This window comes from Streptomyces sp. NPDC048257, assembly GCF_043201855.1.
GTDB lineage: Bacteria > Actinomycetota > Actinomycetes > Streptomycetales > Streptomycetaceae > Streptomyces.
In genome coordinates this window covers 630,711-647,515 of the sequence record NZ_JBICZI010000001.1, presented here as the reverse complement: position 1 = coordinate 647,515, position 16,805 = coordinate 630,711, and the positions used below count along the sequence as shown (strand labels likewise).

At 71.2% G+C, this 16,805-nt stretch carries 12 protein-coding genes and 2 pseudogenes; 7 read left to right on the top strand and 7 right to left on the bottom strand.

All coding sequences use genetic code 11. From position 1 onward, the window contains the following. Positions 1–5: 5 nt before the first annotated feature. The 4 genes from ACGFZK_RS03070 (at position 6) to ACGFZK_RS03055 (ending at position 4,068) form a co-directional block, all read left to right on the top strand. Complete coding sequence (locus ACGFZK_RS03070) at positions 6–1,400, top strand: hypothetical protein (RefSeq protein WP_393847064.1); 1,395 nt, start codon at positions 6–8, stop codon at positions 1,398–1,400. Positions 1,401–1,410: 10 nt separating this feature from the next. Next, complete coding sequence (locus tag ACGFZK_RS03065; protein WP_393847063.1) at positions 1,411–3,360, top strand: peroxidase family protein; 1,950 nt, start codon at positions 1,411–1,413, stop codon at positions 3,358–3,360. Further along, positions 3,357–3,605 carry a hypothetical protein gene (locus tag ACGFZK_RS03060; protein ID WP_393847062.1) on the top strand — a complete coding sequence of 83 codons (249 nt, stop codon included), beginning with the start codon at positions 3,357–3,359 and terminating at the stop codon, positions 3,603–3,605. The genes ACGFZK_RS03065 and ACGFZK_RS03060 overlap by 4 nt, the downstream gene beginning before the upstream one ends. An 88-nt stretch (positions 3,606–3,693) precedes the next feature. Further along, complete coding sequence (locus tag ACGFZK_RS03055) at positions 3,694–4,068, top strand: VOC family protein (protein ID WP_393847061.1); 375 nt, start codon at positions 3,694–3,696, stop codon at positions 4,066–4,068. Between the two features lie 98 nt (positions 4,069–4,166). Here ACGFZK_RS03055 and ACGFZK_RS03050 read toward each other — a convergent pair whose 3' ends face one another. The 4 genes from ACGFZK_RS03050 to ACGFZK_RS03035 form a co-directional block, all read right to left on the bottom strand. Continuing rightward, positions 4,167–6,266: a xanthine dehydrogenase family protein molybdopterin-binding subunit gene (locus tag ACGFZK_RS03050; RefSeq protein WP_393847060.1), complete on the bottom strand. Its 2,100-nt coding sequence runs from the start codon at positions 6,264–6,266 to the stop codon at positions 4,167–4,169. Between the two features lie 75 nt (positions 6,267–6,341). Then, positions 6,342–7,358, bottom strand: coding sequence for an FAD binding domain-containing protein (locus ACGFZK_RS03045; RefSeq protein ID WP_393847059.1), 1,017 nt, complete (start codon positions 7,356–7,358; stop codon positions 6,342–6,344). After that, the gene (locus tag ACGFZK_RS03040) at positions 7,355–7,975 is read right to left on the bottom strand and encodes a 2Fe-2S iron-sulfur cluster-binding protein (protein ID WP_393847058.1); all 621 of its coding nucleotides are present in this window, start codon (positions 7,973–7,975) and stop codon (positions 7,355–7,357) included. The genes ACGFZK_RS03045 and ACGFZK_RS03040 overlap by 4 nt, the downstream gene beginning before the upstream one ends. Before the next feature lie 279 nt (positions 7,976–8,254). Next, entirely contained in the window at positions 8,255–10,216 is a 1,962-nt protein-coding gene (locus tag ACGFZK_RS03035; protein WP_393847057.1) for an acyl-CoA dehydrogenase, read from the bottom strand. Between the two features lie 57 nt (positions 10,217–10,273). On the opposite strand from ACGFZK_RS03035, the pseudogene ACGFZK_RS03030 reads away from it, so the two are divergent. The 3 genes and pseudogenes from ACGFZK_RS03030 to ACGFZK_RS03020 form a co-directional block, all read left to right on the top strand. Next, positions 10,274–11,041: pseudogene (locus ACGFZK_RS03030) on the top strand (carbohydrate binding domain-containing protein); the annotation flags it as partial. A gap of 156 nt (positions 11,042–11,197) precedes the next feature. Then, a pseudogene (locus ACGFZK_RS03025) lies at positions 11,198–12,151 on the top strand (chitinase); the annotation flags it as partial. Positions 12,152–12,568: 417 nt separating this feature from the next. Beyond that, positions 12,569–13,240, top strand: coding sequence for an endonuclease (locus tag ACGFZK_RS03020; RefSeq protein ID WP_393847056.1), 672 nt, complete (start codon positions 12,569–12,571; stop codon positions 13,238–13,240). A gap of 59 nt (positions 13,241–13,299) precedes the next feature. On the opposite strand, the gene ACGFZK_RS03015 is transcribed toward ACGFZK_RS03020, so the two are convergent. From ACGFZK_RS03015 to ACGFZK_RS03005, 3 genes are all read right to left on the bottom strand, one after another. Next, complete coding sequence (locus ACGFZK_RS03015) at positions 13,300–13,575, bottom strand: hypothetical protein (RefSeq protein WP_393847055.1); 276 nt, start codon at positions 13,573–13,575, stop codon at positions 13,300–13,302. A gap of 448 nt (positions 13,576–14,023) precedes the next feature. Next, positions 14,024–14,923 (bottom strand): hypothetical protein, encoded by a 900-nt coding sequence (locus ACGFZK_RS03010; protein ID WP_393847054.1) that lies wholly within the window; start codon positions 14,921–14,923, stop codon positions 14,024–14,026. After that, positions 14,923–16,725: a caspase family protein gene (locus ACGFZK_RS03005; protein ID WP_393847053.1), complete on the bottom strand. Its 1,803-nt coding sequence runs from the start codon at positions 16,723–16,725 to the stop codon at positions 14,923–14,925. The genes ACGFZK_RS03010 and ACGFZK_RS03005 overlap by 1 nt, the downstream gene beginning before the upstream one ends. Positions 16,726–16,805: the final 80 nt, after the last annotated feature.

Sequence of the window (16,805 nt, the reverse complement as noted above, 5' to 3'; positions counted from 1 at the left end):
CCCCCGTGCCCGAACTCGTCACCGTCCCCTCCACCGCATCAGCCCCCGTCGGCGGGGAACCGGACATGGCCGGCCTGCACCGGCTCTGCCGCGACCTGGCCGAGGCCGCCGACGCCGTGCGCGAGGCCTCCCGGCACGCCTCCGAACTGGCCCTGGGCACCCGGCTGCCGCTGGCCGCGCTGGGCGCCTCCGGCCGCGCCCGTACCGCGCTGCGCACCCTGCTCCGTACGCTCAGGGACCCGAAGGGCCTGGGATGGGCCGCGGACGGCCGCGGGATCGCCCGCGCCGGCCGGCTCGCCGGAGTCCTCACCAGCCGGGAGAGCCTGGCGGTCAGCCTCGCCGTCACCGGTCTCAAGGCCCGCATCCGGGCGGCCGCCGTCGCGCATCCCGAGCTGCTCAGCGACCCCGACACCGCACACGTGCTCAGGGCCGTCGAGCAGGACCGGCAGCGCGAGGCGGTCCGTACCTTCAAGCGGATCATCGGCAGCCAGGGCGCCGAACGCGCCTTCGCGCTGCTCGCCCCGTCCTTCGCCGACATCCTGGCGTGGAACGCGCTGACCGACGAGAACCCCTTCAACGACGAGGCCGGCTGGGAGATCGCCACCGGCCGCACCCTGACCGCCGCGGAACCGGTCATGGGCGTCAGCAGCCGGGTCTGGGCCTTCCTGGACCGCGGGCCGGGCCGCGCCGAGCCCACGCCCCCGGAGCCGGCTCTGCTGGAGCGCCTCGACACCTCCGGCACCATCGGCGGGTACCTCCGCAACATCGGGACGGTCGGCACCAAGGGCATCCTGCTCGTCCAGCGCGTGACGGGCCCCGACGAGATGACGCGGTACGTGGTCCAGCTCGCCGGTATGTCCACGGACGGGGTGCGGAACGAGAGCCCGCAGGACCTGCTCGGCGCGGTCCACGCGGTGGCCAGGCCCAGCACCCCCTATTCCAGGGCCTCCGCACGGGCCCTGCGGCTGGCGATTCCCACGGGCACCGAGATCGCGCTGGTCGGCCACAGCCTGGGCGGGATCACCGCGATGAACCTGGCCGCGGACCGGGAGTTCTGCGCGCTGTACCGGGTCACGCACGTCGTCGCCGTCGGCTCGCCCATCGACGGGAAGCGGCCCGCGGACCCGGCAACCCGGGTCTGCTCGCTGATCAACGAGCACGATGTCGTGCCGAGCCTGGAGGGGCGCTCCTCGGTCTCCCCGTACGCCCTGCCCGCGCAGTTCACCGAATTCACCTGGACCGACGACACGCACGCCTTCCCGCTGTGCCACGCGGCCGAACGGTACGAGCACAACCTCCGGTTCGACGTGCCCGAGGTGAGCGCCCATGTCGACGCGGAACTCACCCGGTTCCGCGGCCGGGTCACCGACACCCGGCTCTTCCGGCTCTACGACCGCTGAGGACCTCACGATGACCGACACGACGGACACGACGGACACGACGGACACCGCGGGCAGGAAGGACGCAACCCGCACGACCCGCACGCCGCGAACGGCGGGGACCGCCGCGCGCCCGGCGCCCCTGCCCGCGCAGGCCGAACGCCCCGCCCCCGCCCCCTACGGCCCGCCCGGACTCCTGGAGCGCCTCGGCTCGGCCGCCTTCGACCGGATCAACCGCTCGCGCGACTGGTGGGAACTCCCCGGCCCGGTCGGCATGTTGAACCTCCGTGTGCTCCGCGACGACCTGCGCCGCAAGAACCTGTACGACACCTACGGCGCGGGCGGCGAACGCCCCCGCCGGGCCTCGCGCAGCCTCGCGCCCTACCGCTCGTACGACGGCTCCGGCTACGACCCGCACGACATCGACATGGGCAGGGCCGGAACGCGGCTCGACCGCAACGCGCCGCTGCACATGGTCTTCCCGGACTCCGACGAAGACCTCATGACGCCGAGCCCCCGCGAGATCAGCAGGCAACTGCTCGCCCGCTCCAACGGCTTCACCCCCGCCCCCAGCCTCAACCTGCTCGCCGCCGCGTGGATCCAGTTCCAGAACCACGGCTGGGCCAACCACGGGGACAACGAGGAGGCCGAGCCCTTCAGCGTCCCGCTCGCCGCCGCCGACGACTGGGCAGGCGGCGGGTGCCCGATGCGGGTGCACCGCACCCGCCCCGACCCGGTCGCCCACACCACCGCGGACGCGCCGCCGACGTACGAGAACACCGTCACGCACTGGTGGGACGGTTCGCAGATCTACGGCTCGGACGAAGCCCGCTGCCGCTCCCTGCGCACCGCCGAGCACGGACACCTCATCGTCCGGGACGGCCGGCTGCCCTCCGACCCCCGCCCCGACCTGGCCTGCCTCGACGCCACAGGGATGAACAGCGACTACTGGACCGGCCTCTCACTGCTCCACACGCTCTTCGCGAAGGAACACAACGCGATCTGCGACCAGATCCGTTCCCACCACCCCACGTGGGACGACGAGCGGCTCTTCCACACGGCGCGGCTGGTCAACACCGCCCTGATGGCGAAGATCCACACGGTGGAGTGGACCCCGGGCGTCCTCGACACCCCCGTACTGAAACGCGCGATGGACGCCAACTGGTACGGCGTGCTGCCCCGTTGGGTTTCCAAGCGGTTCGGCCGGATCGGCAGCGGCGAGATGCTCAGCGGCATCCTCGGCTCGCCGACCGACCACCACGCGGCGCCGTACTCGATGACGGAGGAGTTCGTCTCCGCCTACCGGCTGCACCCGCTCATCCCCGACGAGGTGACGGTGCGCGACCACACCCGGGGGGCCGTCCGCGAGGTCATCGGATTCGACGACATGCAGGGCGAGACCACCCGCAGCGCCATCGACGCGTACGGGATGAGCGACCTGCTCTACACCTTCGGCACCGAGCACCCCGGCGCCCTCGTCCTGCACAACCACCCCGACGCGCTGCGGGACCTCGCCCGGCTCTCCGGCGAGCGCATCGACCTCGGGACGGTCGACATCCTGCGCGACCGCGAGCGCGGCATCCCGCGCTACAACGCCTACCGGCAGATGCTGCGCAAGCGCCCGGTCGCCTCCTTCAAGGAGCTCACCGGAGGTCATCCGGGGGACACCCCGCTGCTCAGGGACCTGTACGAGGGACGGCTCGACCGGGTCGACACCCTGGTCGGGAACCTCGCGGAGCCCCGCCCCGCCGGGTTCGGCTTCAGTGACTCCCTCTTCCGGATCTTCATCCTGATGGCCAGCCGGCGGCTGAAGAGCGACCGCTTCTTCACCACCGACTACCGGCCCGAGGTCTACACGGCCGAGGGCCTGGAGTGGGTCGACCGCAACTCCATGGTCACCGTACTGCTGCGCCACCACCCCGAACTCGCCCCGGCCCTGGCCGGGGTCACCAACGCCTTCGCCCCCTGGAGGTCCCTGTGACCACGATCCCGGCCGCCCGATCCGAACACCGCCGCGACCCCGCGGCCGGCCTGCGCGCCCACTCCACGGCCCTGCGCGCCCACGCGGACCGCCTGCGCGCCTCGGCCGAGGCCCTCACCTGGCAGGGCCCGGAAGCGGAAGCCTTCCGCCGCCAGGTCGAAACCCTGGCCGCCCGCTGTACGACGGCGGCGGACGGCCTGACCCTCTCGGCGACCCACCTGGAGGCGTACGAGCGCCCTCGCTGAGGCCTCCTGCTCGAACCCGGCGGTCGGCGCATGTCGTCCGCCGGGGCGGGTACGGCCCCACCTGTACAGACGCACGAGAGGTGTCGACGTGATTCGAAAAGTGCAGGCGGTGGCGCTGGACTGCGGCGATCCGGTTCGGCTCGCGGAGTTCTGCGCGGGATTGCTCGGAGGCCGGGTCGTCGCGGACCCCAAGGATCCCGACTGGATCGAGGTGCACGGGTTCGAGGGAACACCGCTGGCCTGCCAGCGGGTGGACGGTTACCGACCGCCCGAATGGCCCGGCCGGCAGCACCCGCAGCAGCTCCACCTGGACTTCGACGTGGACGACCTCGACGGTGAGGAAGAGCGCGCGCTCGCTCTCGGCGCGACCGTCCTGGTGCGCACGGACCAGCTACGCCCGGAGGCCAACTGGCGGGTCTACGCGGACCCGGCCGGCCATCCCTTCTGCCTCTGCCTCCACTGACCCACCCGGGATACCCCACGCGATCACGTCCCGCGCACGTGTGGGGTGACCCGGTTCCGGGCCGGGCGTGCGCCGGACGGTCGTGAGCGGTCGAGTGCTCATGCGCTCCCGTGCAGTGCGGTCAGTACGCGGTCGGGCGTCAGGGGCAGTTCGCGCAGGCGGTGTCCCGTGGCATGGGCGACGGCGTTGCCGATGGCGGCGGCCGTGCCGACGATGCCGATCTCCCCGATTCCCTTGCTGCCCATCGGGTTGAGGTGCTTGTCGTGTTCGTCGATCCAGTGGGTCTCGATGTCCGGCACGTCGGCGTGCACGGGGACGTGATAAGCCGCCAGATCGCTCTCGGTGAAATCGCCGAATTCCGCGTCCATGGTGCTGTGTTCGGTCAGCGCCATGCCGATCCCCATGACCATGGCGCCCTTGAACTGCGAGCGCGCGGTATGCGGGTTCAGGATGCGGCCGGCGGCGAAGACGCCGAGCAGGCGTCGCACCCGTACCTCTCCGCTGACCGTGTCGACCGCGACCTCGGCGAAGTGCGCGCCGAACGCGTGCCGGGCATAGGGGGACTTCTGCTTGGCCGACTGCGTGGTGTCCGCCGACGCGGACAGGCCCTCGGCCGGCAGTGGCCCGCGGTGGCTCTCCAGCCGTGCGGTCAGGGCGGCGCAGGCGTCGTGGACGGCCCATCCCCAGGACGCCGTGCCGGAGGAGCCTCCGGCGAGAGACGCCGCGGGCAGCCCGGTGTGCCCGATGGCGACGGCGACACGGCCGACGGGGACCCGCAGGGCGTCGGCGGCCACTTGGGCCAGGACGGTACGGGCGCCGGTCCCGATGTCGGTGGCGTTGATCTCGACGAGGTAGCCGCCGTCGGGACGCGCGTGCGCGCGGGCGCTGGAGGGGGCGACCAGTACGGGATAGGTGGCGGAGGCCATCCCGGCGCCGATGAGGTACGGGCCCTCGTGCCGCGGGGCGCGCCCGTTCACCCAGCCGAACCGTTCGGCGCCCTCGCGCAGGCACTCCACGAGGTGGCGGCTGCTGAAGGGACGGCCGCTGTCGGGTTCGGACACGGGTTCGTTGCGTACCCGCAGCTCGATCGGGTCGATGCCGAGGGCGTCGGCCAGTTCGTCCATCGCCGATTCCAGGGCGTACATGCCGGGGGCCTCCCCGGGCGCGCGCATCCACGACGGGGTCGGCACGTCGAGGGCGACGGCGCGGTGCGTGGTGCGGATGTCCGGTACGGCGTACATGACGCGCGCGGGCACGGCTGCCTGCTCGACGAACTCGCGGACACGTGAGGTGTGGGTGGTGACCTCGTGGGTGAGGGCGGTGAGGCTTCCGTCGGCGCGGGCGCCCAGCGAGATCCGGTGCAGGGTGGGTGCGCGGTGGCCGACGGTCGCGGGCAGGTGGCCCCGGGGAAGTGCGAACTTGACGGGCCGGCCGTAGTGGCGCGCGGCCATCGCGGCCAGGACCACGTGGGGGCGCGGGGTGCCCTTGGAACCGAAACCGCCGCCCACGTGCTCGGATACGACCGTGATGTCGTCCTCCGGGAGCTTGAACAGGGAGGCCAGCGCGGCGCGGACGGGCCCCGCCCCCTGGCTGGAGTCGTGCACGGTCAAGTGGTGGCGGCCGGCGTCCCAGTCGGCGGTGGCGGCGTGCGGTTCCATGGGGTGGTTGTGCAGGGGCGGCACCGCGTACGCGCAGTCGACCCGCACGGGGGCGGTGGACAGGGCCGTGTCCGGGTCGCCCTGCTCCCGGTGGCCGGGGTGCCCCCCGTTGGCCTCCTCGGGGGTGTAGACGTCGGGGTGGTCCGCGCGGAGGGTGACGTCGTGCGGTTCGCTCGCGTACGTGACCCTCACCTCGGAGGCGGCGGCGCGCGCCCCTTCGAGGGTGTCGGCGACCGCGAGGGCCACGTACCAGCCGCGGTGGGGGACGCGGAGGTCCTGGAGCACTTGCAGCGTCGGGTCCTCGGAGGCGCCCAGGCGCGGCGCGTTGAACGGGGTCAGGACGCCGATGACGCCGGGCAGGGCGGCGGCCGCGGTGTCGTCGACGGCGGTGACGTGGCCGCTGGCGACGGTCGCGGGCACCGGCCAGGCGTAGGCACAGCCGGGCGGGGTGTGCTCGGCGGCGTAGCGGGCGGCACCCGTGACCTTCTCGCGTCCCTCCCGCCGGGGCGCGGGGCTGCCGAGGGCGTTCGTGGGGTGCATGACGCTCCCTGTCTGGTCGAATCGGTGCTGATCGGTGCCGGATCGGTGTGGATCCGTGCGGGCGGAGGCGGATGGCTACGGCAGGCGCGCGGGGGGCTGCCCACCGGAGGCGCGCGCCAGGGCCGTGAGCGCGTCACGGGCGAGGTTGCGGGCGAGCCCGACCTTGAACGCGTTGCCGCGCAGCGGCCGCGCCTGCGCCAGCTCGGCGTCCACCGCCCGGTCCACGTTCTCGTCGGTGAGCGGCGCACCCGCCAGCAGCTGTTCGGCGACGGTGGCGCGCCAGGGCCGGTGGGCGAGTCCGCCGAAGGCGAGGGCGACGTGCCGCACCCGGCCGTCGGCGAGTTCCAGTACGGCGGCCACCGACGCGAGGGCGAAGGCGTACGAGGCCCTGTCGCGGGCCTTGCGGTAGAGGGAGACGGCCTCGGGGGCCGCCGGGGGCAGGACCACGGCGGTGACGATCTCCCCGGGGTGGATGACGGTGTCCTGCTCGGGGCGGGCTCCGGGCAACCGGTGGAACGCGGTCGCCGCGACGTGCCGGCGTCCCTCCTCTGCGCCGTACAGCTCGATTCCGGCATCCAGCGCGGCCAGTGCCACCGCCATGTCGGAGGGGTGCGTGGCGACGCAGTGCTCGGAGTGGCCGAGGACGGCGAGGTCGCGGTGCATGCTGTCGAGGGCGCCGCAGCCGGTGCCCGGTTCGCGCTTGTTGCAGGGTTTGGACACGTCCTGGAAGTACGGGCACCGGGTGCGCTGGAGCAGGTTCCCGCCGGTGGTGGCCACGTTGCGCAGCTGCCCGGACGCACCGGCGAGCAGGGCCTGGGACAGGGCGGGATATCGGCCCCGTACGAGGGGGTGCGCGGCCAGATCGGCGTTGGGCACGGTGGCTCCGATCCGGAGTCCTCCCGTGGGCAGCTCCTCGACCTGGTTCAGCGGGAGCCGGGAGATGTCGATGAGGGCGGTCGGCGTTTCGACGTCGTGCTTCATGAGGTCGACGAGGTTGGTGCCGCCGCCGAGGTAGCGGGAGCCCGGGCGGCGGGCGTGGGCCTCCACGGCTTCCCGGAGGCTGGTGGCCCGGACGTAGGCGAAGGGCTTCACGCGATCACATCCGGACTCGGAGGGGTTGCCGGCGCGGAAGGGGCGGTGATGCGGGCGCCGTTCATCTCGGCGCCCACCTCGGCGACGGCTTCGACGATCCCGTTGTAGGCACCGCAGCGGCAGAGGTTTCCGCTGAGCCGCTCACGGATCTCCTCGGCGGTCAGGGTGACGGGGCCGACCGGTGCCGTCGGGCCGGTGACGTGCGAGGGGTGTCCGTCGGCGGCCTCCCCGAGGAGGCCGACGGCGGAGCAGAGCTGCCCCGGTGTGCAGTAGCCGCACTGGAAGGCGTCGTGTGCGAGGAAGGCCCGCTGGAGAGGGTGCAGCGTTCCGTCCGCGTCGGCGAGACCTTCGACGGTGGTGACCTCGGCCCCGTCCTGGGCCACGGCGAGCAGCAGGCAGCTGTTCGCGCGCCGGCCGTCCACGAGGACGGTGCAGGCGCCGCACTGGCCGTGGTCGCAGCCCTTCTTGGTCCCGGTCAGCTCCAGGGTCTCGCGCAGGGCGTCGAGCAGGGTGACGCGGTGGTCCACGTCGAGGTTGCGGTCCGTGCCGTTGACGCGGAGCGCGATCCTCGAACGGTGACCGCCGTCCGGGTCGGGTCCGGAATCGGCCTGATGCATGGGATGTGCTCCGCTGGCAGCCACGACTGTCCTTCATGTCCGTTACGGGTGGATATCCTCTCGGCTGCCCAGCCTCGGACATTCCACACGCTCCGGCATCCTGGGCGCGCCGTCGCGCGCCGTCCGTCCCCTCGGTGGGGGATCGGTACCCCCGTACCGCCGTACCGCCGTCCCTCGTACGCCGTACCGCCGCGAAGGGCGACCCGGGGCGCCCGCCGACACGGTCGGCGCGTGATCCGATCCCCGTACCGATGTCCGATGTCCGGCGGCGGCCCCGGCTCAGCCCACGAGATCCGGCGCCCGCAGCACGGCGGACGGGATGCCCCACGCGTCGACGAGGTCGACCGCGAGGGGACGTACCTTGCGGCAGAGATCGTTCACCTCGCGGCTGATCGCCTTGGAACGCTGGACGGTCAGCCGCCCGTGCTCCATGAACCAGGCCCGGTCCGCCTCGATCGTGGACAGGGCGAACAGATCGCACAGGAGGGCCAGTGCCGCCTTCTCGCCCCCTTCGGGCAGCGTGCGCACCTTGTCGACGAAGGCCTCCGTCACGAGCCGCTCGACGTGTGCGCGCGCGAGCGCGATGACGTGGTCCTGCACCTGCGAGAAGACGGCGCCGGGAGAGCGCTTCTGGTCGATCCCGCGTTTGATCCGCCGGGCCAGGCCGGCGAGCATGTGTTCCTCACGGAAGCGGACCATGGCGAGCTGGTACTCCGAGTCGAGCAGGCCGGCCTCCCGGTCCCACTCGTCGCCGCCGGGCAGCAGGTCGCGTACCCGCTCGAGCAGTTTGTGGGCCGACGTCCGCTCGAGGACCGTCTCCACGGCGAGGTTGGTGACGTAGCGGACCATGCCGAGCTGGTCGAGGTCCTCGAACTCGCTCGCGTGATCGGTGAGCAGCCCCTTCGCCACGAGCTGCAACAGGACGTGGTTGTCGCCTTCGAAGGTGGTGAAGACGTCGCTGTCGCTCTTGAGTGCGGCGAACCGGTTGACGGCGAGATAGCCGGCGCCGCCGCACGCCTCGCGGCACTCCTGGACGACCCGGGTGGCGTGCCAGGTGCCGAGCGCCTTGATGCCCGCGGCCCGTGACTCGAGCCGGCGCCGCGCCCGCGCCTCGTCCTCGGTGCCCGAGAAGACCTCGTGCAGCTGCGTGCGCACGACGTCCTGCGCGACGTGCAAGGCGTACGTCCGGGCGATGAGCGGCAGCAGGCGGCGCTGGTGCAGACCGTAGTCGAGGAGCACCTGCTCCTCGGTGTCCGGGGCCGCCTCGAACTGCCGGCGCCGCACGGCGTACTTCGTGGCGATGGCCAGGGCGACCTTGGCGACGTTGATCCCGGCTCCGGCGACGCTGACCCGGCCCTGCACCAGGGTGCCGAGCATGGTGAAGAAGCGCCGGTTGGGGTTGTCGATCGCGCTCTCGTAGACGCCCTCGGGGGTGACGTCGGCGAATCTGTTGAGCAGTGCCTCGCGCGGCACCCGTACACCGTCGAACCAGATGCGGCCGTTGTCCACGCCGTTGAGCCCCATCTTGCGGCCGTCGTCCTCGATCCGGACGCCGGGCGCCGTCGTTCCGCCCACCCGGAGGGGGACGACGAAGGCGTGCACGCCATGGGACCGGCCGTCCACCTCCAGCTGGGCGAAGACGACGGCCAGTTCGGCGTGGCGGGCGGCGTTGCCGATGTAGTCCTTGCGCGCGGAGTCGTCGGGCGTGGTGATGACGAACTCCCGGCCCGCGGCGTCGTACCGCGCGAGGGTACCGAGCGCCTGGACGTTGGAGCCGTGCCCGGTCTCGGTCATCGCGAAGCAGCCCATGAGCTCCCCGGTGATCAGGTCCGGGAGGTAGGCCTCGTGGTGGCGCTCGGTGCCCAGATGAAGGATCGCGCCGCCGAAGAGTCCGAACTGCACGCCGATCTTCACCAGGACCGACAGGTCGCCGAAGGCCAGCGTCTCGAACGCGGCGATCGAGGCCCCGACGTCACCGCCCCCGCCGTACTCGGGGGGAAAGCCCATGCCGGTCTGGCCCGTCGCGGCCATCCCGACGACGACCTCGCGCACCCGCTCGCGAAACGCGTCGATGCCGAGCTCGTCAGCCTCCTCGAGGACGGAGGAGTACGCCGCAAGGTTGGCACGGACAAGGCTGCGGATCCCGGCGTACTCGCCGTCCAGCACCTCGGTGAGCGCCGGGACGTCGATATCGGGCTGTACGTAGCCGGTCGCGGGGGCGGAAGCGTTCTCGATGGCCATGCCGCTCCGCTACCCCGCCCGGGGGCGATCAACCGGGGACGAACGAGTGGCGGGGACATGAGGGGGCGCCGTGGGTGCGGCACGTGCCGCCGCCCTCCCCACGACCGGAGGGGTCGGGCGGGCCGCGCCCCGGCCCACCCGGCCCGGGTCTGCCCACCCCTCACTATTGGTCCAGACCTATTGACGGGCCCTGTTGTCGCTCCTACGATCCGGTCCGGCACAGCCCCACATGTCCCCACCTCACCCGAGCCGAGCGTCACGCCCCCACGCGCCGGTCATGACCCATGGCGCTCGGCGGGAAGGGAGCACAGCATGTTCCGTCGGAGGTCGCGTACTCCACATCAGTCCGGTGACACGGGCCGACCCCGCCACGCCGGGCAGGGACCAACCATCCTGATGCGTTCCCTCGCCGGGCTGAGCGCCGCCGCCGTCATCGGTGCCGGTATCGCCGTGACCGGCTCCGTCACGGCCGGGGCCGCCACCGCCGAGTTGGTGGCCAACTCCGGATTCGAGAACGGGCTCTCCGACTGGACCTGCTCCAGCGGATCCGGCACGACCGTCACCAGCCCGGTTCGCTCCGGCGCCTCTGCGCTCAAGGCCACGCCGACCGGCCTGGACAACGCCCAGTGCACCCAGACCGTCAGCGTGCAGCCCAACTCCCCGTACACGCTGAGCGCCCACGTCCAGGGCAGCTACGTCTACCTGGGCGCCACCGGCACCGGCATCACCGGTACGCCGTCCACCTGGACGCCGGACACCCCGTCGTACGGCCGGCTCAGCGTCGGCTTCACCACCGGGCCGACCACCACCTCGGTGACCGTCCACCTGCACGGCTGGTACGGGCAGCCCGCGTACTACGCGGACGACGTGTCGCTCGCGGGCCCCGGCGGAGCCAGCCCCTCGCCTACGCCGACGCCGACGCCCACACCGACGCCCACACCCACACCGACGCCTACGCCGACCACGCCCCCACCCGGTGACACCTGCCCCACGAAGCCCAAGCCGTCGGGCAAGGTCCTGCAGGGGTACTGGGAGAACTGGGACGGCGCCCTGAACGGCGTCCACCCCGGCATGGGGTGGATCCCCATCACGGACAGCCGGATCGCGGTGCACGGCTACAACGTCGTCAACGCCGCCTTCCCGGTGATCCTCTCGGACGGCACCGTCCTGTGGCAGGACGGCATGGACGCCAACGTCAAGGTCTCGACCCCCGCCGAGATGTGCCAGGCCAAGGCGGCCGGGGCGACGATCCTGATGTCGATCGGCGGCGCCGCCGCAGGCATCGACCTGAGCTCCAGCACGGTCGCCGACCGGTTCGTGGCGACCGTCGTCCCGATCCTCAAGAAGTACAACTTCGACGGAATCGACATCGACATCGAGACCGGCCTCTCCGGAAGCGGCAACATCAACACGCTGTCCGCCTCCCAGGCCAACCTCGTGCGCATCATCGACGGCGTGCTGGCTCAGATGCCCGCCGGCTTCGGCCTGACCATGGCCCCCGAAACCGCGTACGTGACCGGCGGAAGCGTCACGTACGGATCGATCTGGGGCTCCTACCTGCCGATCATCAAGAAGTACGCCGACAACGGGCGCCTGTGGTGGCTGAACATGCAGTACTACAACGGCAGCATGTACGGCTGCTCCGGCGACTCCTACCAGGCCGGTACCGTCCAGGGCTTCACCGCGCAGACCACATGCCTGAACAACGGGCTGGTCATCCAGGGCACCACCATCAAGGTGCCCTACGACAAGCAGGTGCCCGGCCTGCCGGCCCAGCCCGGCGCGGGCGGTGGCTTCATGGCGCCGAGCCTCGTCAGCCAGTCGTGGAACGCCTTCGGCGGTTCGCTGAAGGGGCTCATGACCTGGTCGGTCAACTGGGACGGCTCAAAGGGCTGGACCTTCGGCGACAACGTCAAGTCGATCCAAGGTCGTTGAAGTCGGCCGGCGAGGCGGTGTCTTCGGTGAGCACAGGGGTGTCGCCGCTGTAGTCGGAAGGGACCTTGACCGAGCTGATGATGTTCTGGTCGTCACGCCCACCTCGCCTTCGCCGCCCGCCGCCCGCCCGCCGCCCGCCCGCCGCCCGCCCGCCGGTCGCTCCGCTGCGCTCTGCGCGGGGCGCCGGTGTCCGCTGGCCGAACCGTGTGCATCGCCACCGCACGGCGGGTGGCGGGGTGGGTTTCGCCCGTCGGGAAAGGGGCAGCGGCCACCATGAGGCCGATCAAGGAGATGCCCGAGCTCGACGGGACGAAGCACTCCGGCGAGCCCGGCTACTCCAGACAGTCGTCTCGCTACTACCGGCAACCGCATCTTCACAACGCCCCGCCTGTGCGGGACACTCCCCGGAGGTCCGTCATGACGCAGCGCGCCACCGTAGAGGACCTGCTGGCGGAGCACGGGCGGACCCATGCCGAGGAGGCGGGCATCCGCCTGGGGAACACGCCCATGCCGCTCTACCAACTGCTGACGCTGTGCCTGCTGTTCTCGGTCCGTATCAAGGCCGACATCGCGGTGGCGGCCGCCCGCGAGCTGTATGCCGCGGGGTGGCGCACGCCCCGGGCGATGGCGGCTTCCTCCTGGCGGGACAGGGTGGACGCGCTGGGCCGCGCACACTACCGCCGCTACGACGAAGGCACGGCGACGGCCCTGGGAGAGGCCGCCGACCTGGTTCTCGACCGGTACGGAGGGGACCTGCGCCGACTGCGCAGCGCGGCCGGTGAGGACCCGGGCCGCATCCGCGAACTGCTCCAGGAGGTCCCGCGGATCGGGCCCGTGGGCGCCGACATCTTCTGCCGCGAGGCCCAGGGCGTGTGGCCCGAGCTGCGCCCCGCGTTCGACCGCAGGGCTCGCCGGGCCGCGGCGGGGCTCGGACTCCCACGGACCCCCGGGGGCCTGGCGGGTCTTGTGGGCACCGAGGACCTGCCCAGGCTGGCGGCCGCCCTGGTCCGCGCCGAACTCTCCTCCCCGCGGTCCCGACGGCATCCATCCGGCGAGGCCCCCGAATCGCACGGGGGCGATCCGTCGTAGGACGCCCCGGCAGACGGCGGCCCGCTACGGGGCCGGACGCCTCACCACCCCCACCCCGGTCAGAGGCGCAGGCGGCTGTTGCCCTCCTCGTGCCCGTCGGCGTCCGCCTCGTCGAACCAGTGGTCCCCGGCCCCCAGGTAGCGGAAACTGTGCGTGCTTCTGGCGGGCAGAGCCACGGTCACGGCCCGCTTGCCGTCGCTCCGGGGTACGAGGACGTGCGCGCCCGGACGCCAGTCGTTGAAGGTGCCCACGACGCTCACCGGCCCCGGCGGAATGTCCTCGGGGAGGACGAAGGTGACATCGGTCGTGCTCTTCCGGCGCTTGCGCTCCAGCACGGCCTGCTCCTTTCCGTAGGGCGGGCGGTGCCCGCCGACCAGGGTCAGCCTGACGGCCTCTGCCCGGCCCGGCTCACGACCCGCCGTACGGTGGCCCGCATCACCCGTCCGGACGCCCGTCCGGCGGTTCCGGGCCGAGCCGCTCGGGCAGAAGCCGACTGCCGTTCGGTGGTGCGACCACGGAACCGACCGGAGCGGCCGACGACGCGAGTGCCGCTTCGGCCTCGGAAAGCGGCCAGGGGTACGACGCGACTCCCTACCTGCCCTCCCGCGACGGGCCGGCGGCTCTGCGTTCGGCAAGGGCCTGCGAGTGTCGTCGTGCACGAACGCCGACGGCTTCCCGATCCGGTCTGAAACGCGGTGGGCTTCATCCACGACGATCCGGTCCAGCTGGCTCGTGCTCTGCGCGTGAACGGCCTGCACCTGCCGTGTGGTCGGCTGCGGAAGATCAGCCGGGCGCTCCGTCGAGGAGCGCGTCCCGGATACGGCGGGCTACGATCGGATCGCCGAGATAGCCGCTGATGCCGTGCTTGTTCGGGGTCGGGTTCTTCACCTGGTCATAGTTCTCGATGCCGGGGGTCACCGGGAAGTACACGTCGTCCAATGGGTGAAGGGCCACGACATCCTGGTTGTCGTATGCGTTGTACCAGTCGCCCAGGCAGTCGGGCCGGCCGATCGGCGAGAGGAGCCGATGGATGGCATTGATACCGAGCGGTGAGCCAACGGTGATGAGTGCGGGCACCTTCCACTGGTGCATCTTCCCCTCCCGCTTCAGCATGCTGTAGGCGATCACAGAACCCAGCGAGTGAGCCACCACAACGCTCTCTTCCACTTCTCTTCTCGCGGTGAAAGCCTGGCGGACCCCGTCCTCGATGACCACTTGGATGCCGGGGTTTCGTACGTACCGGTAGACATCGCGGGTGGCTAGGGCGATGCTCACGGCGCTCAGGCCCGGGACGCGGTCGATGGCGCGCAGGGCGGCCAGCACCCATGGCAGGTTCTGGACGTCTTTGGAGATCTGGGAGGGATCCTCCGCAGCGGCCAGGATGTCCTCCTCGGAGATGCCCGCGCTCGCCACCACGTCATTGAGGGCAGCGCCGATGAAGTCCTGCTCAACGGAACTGACATTCCCTTTGACCACCACATCAGCTGCCTTGACGGTGGAGTTCGTCACCAGTTCGTAGAGGGTCTGACCGTAGTAGGGGAAGCGGATCTGCTCGTCTGGTATGTCCAGATCGGCGTCAGCGCTCCGCAGTCCGGCGTGGAGCGCGTCCACCCATTCCTGCTTCAGCTTCGCTGCGTCCTTCAACTGCTGCGAGCGGCCATGGATCAGTACGAGCTTGCGCATCACATCGCTCCTTCCTTGGCGAGAAGCTCTCGGAGCTGAGGCAGCCTTCCTGCTGGGAAGAGCGTCCAGTGCGAGGGCAGTGGCGAGGGCGAGCGCTTCGCCTCAGCAGGCTTGAGCAGTGCCCAGCCACGAGCCAGGAGCGGTATGGGAGGCACGACGGGCCGGTCGGTCCGCTCGCGCGCGAGCAGCAGGACGTCGTACAGAGAGGGGATCTGGTCTTTCCCGAGGAGCAGGCTCACCAGGTCGCGGCGGCCACGGTCGGCCAGGGCGTGGGCGAGGTACACGTCGAGCGAGGGGTCGGCAGCACCGTACCGTTCGTGCCACTTCATCAGTTCCCCCACGTTGATCTCCTCCTCCCACGAGAGGCCGTACCGCGAGGCTGCGGCCATCCATGCGCGACGGCGGCGGTATCCCGTATCCGTGCCGGGCCAGCCGGACGACACGTCCACGTATGAGACGTCGACCAGTCGGTTGTTCTCGACGGTAAGGGTGCCCAGCCGGTCTGGGAACGCAGGTACGAGCGTGCAGTGGCCGGAGCCGAGCCGGACGAGGACGGTGACGGGGCCGGACCCGCCGGGGAACACCCGCACGACATCCGCGTGAACCGAAAGCACCTCACCGTGTGACACCTCCGCTCCCTTGAACTTCGTTCCGCATACGCGTAGGGCGGCCGGCGCTCCTTCGGCCCCCGCCAGATTCGGCGGTCGGTCGAGAAGGAGGACCGCGCGTTCGGCATCATCGCGCGCCGGGTCGCGCGGGGGGCGATCCGTGGTGTCGCCGCTGCCACCCTCGCCCCACACAACCGGGGGGAAGTCAGGCAGACGCCATCGCCACCAACGCAGCTGAACCGATCGCCACCAGCTTTCCTTGTGGTGGGTGGGGTTGGGAAGGCGGGGGTCCGGCGGCGGGGCACTGGGGGGAGGAGAGCCGCCGCGGCCGGAGAGCGGTCCGGAAGGAGGGCCGGGAGGGCCATCGGGAAGAGGGACGGAGAGCCGGGAGAGCCAGGCCGCATCCGGGTCGGAACAGACCTTGCTATCGGGCTCCTGCATGAGGGTCGTCGTCGCCTTCAGGTCGATGATGCGGCGGTTGACGAGGTCTGGCAGGGCTTTCCGCAAAGGGTAGGGGCGAACCACGTCGTACGCCTCGGCGTCGTCGGTGACGCGCTCACGCAGGTACCCGTACGCGCCGTCGAGGGCTTCCGCAAGGACTTCCGTGTAGAGGGCTCGGTAGGAACGGCTCGACTCTGCAGGGTCGGCGATCTCATAGGAGGGCTCGCCGAGCCGGCAGGCGTAGAAGATGTCCACGTCACCGTTCACAGCGACGGCGCCCACCGGAAGGTTGGGAAAGATGGCTGAGCCGGTCACGTCGTCTGCCTGAATGCTGGCCGGCGCCGTCCGGCAGGCATCCGACACCAGCACGACGTGAGGGATGCCGCATCGCTCGGCGAGCCGCATACTGCGCGCGACGTTGACGGCTTCGTTCGGGTTGCCCGGCGCATCGGAGAGCAGCCAGTACTCGCTGCCGTTGTTGTTCACTCCATGACCACTGAAATATATGATCAGCTGCTCGATCGTGTGAAGCTCCACGTACCTCTTCACGGCATCGAACACGTCGGACTCGTGTACTGGGATGCCGTCCTCGTCGGAGAGGACTTGGCAGCGCTCCGTGGGTATGCTCTGCCGTTTCACCCACATATGCATGGCGTCCAGGCCCTTGGCGACAGCCTGTAACGCGGGCAACCCTCCCGATCTGCTCACGCCGATCAGCACCACTGCACGGTCCATCGCCACTCTGTCCACCATTCGGTGGTAGCACCCGGTCTCCGGCGTCCTCCAGCATCGGATCAACGCATGGATGGGAGAGACGCGCACGACGCACTCAC

Excerpts from the sequence above, each read along its gene's own strand:
- ACGFZK_RS03065 (WP_393847063.1), top strand. The coding sequence starts at position 1,411 with ATGACCGACACGACGGACACGACGGACACGACGGACACCGCGGGCAGG.
- ACGFZK_RS03050 (WP_393847060.1), bottom strand. The coding sequence starts at position 6,266 with ATGCACCCCACGAACGCCCTCGGCAGCCCCGCGCCCCGGCGGGAGGGA.
- ACGFZK_RS03040 (WP_393847058.1), bottom strand. The coding sequence starts at position 7,975 with ATGCATCAGGCCGATTCCGGACCCGACCCGGACGGCGGTCACCGTTCG.
- ACGFZK_RS03035 (WP_393847057.1), bottom strand. The coding sequence starts at position 10,216 with ATGGCCATCGAGAACGCTTCCGCCCCCGCGACCGGCTACGTACAGCCC.
- ACGFZK_RS03020 (WP_393847056.1), top strand. The coding sequence starts at position 12,569 with ATGACGCAGCGCGCCACCGTAGAGGACCTGCTGGCGGAGCACGGGCGG.
- ACGFZK_RS03010 (WP_393847054.1), bottom strand. The coding sequence starts at position 14,923 with ATGCGCAAGCTCGTACTGATCCATGGCCGCTCGCAGCAGTTGAAGGAC.
- ACGFZK_RS03005 (WP_393847053.1), bottom strand. The coding sequence starts at position 16,725 with ATGGTGGACAGAGTGGCGATGGACCGTGCAGTGGTGCTGATCGGCGTG.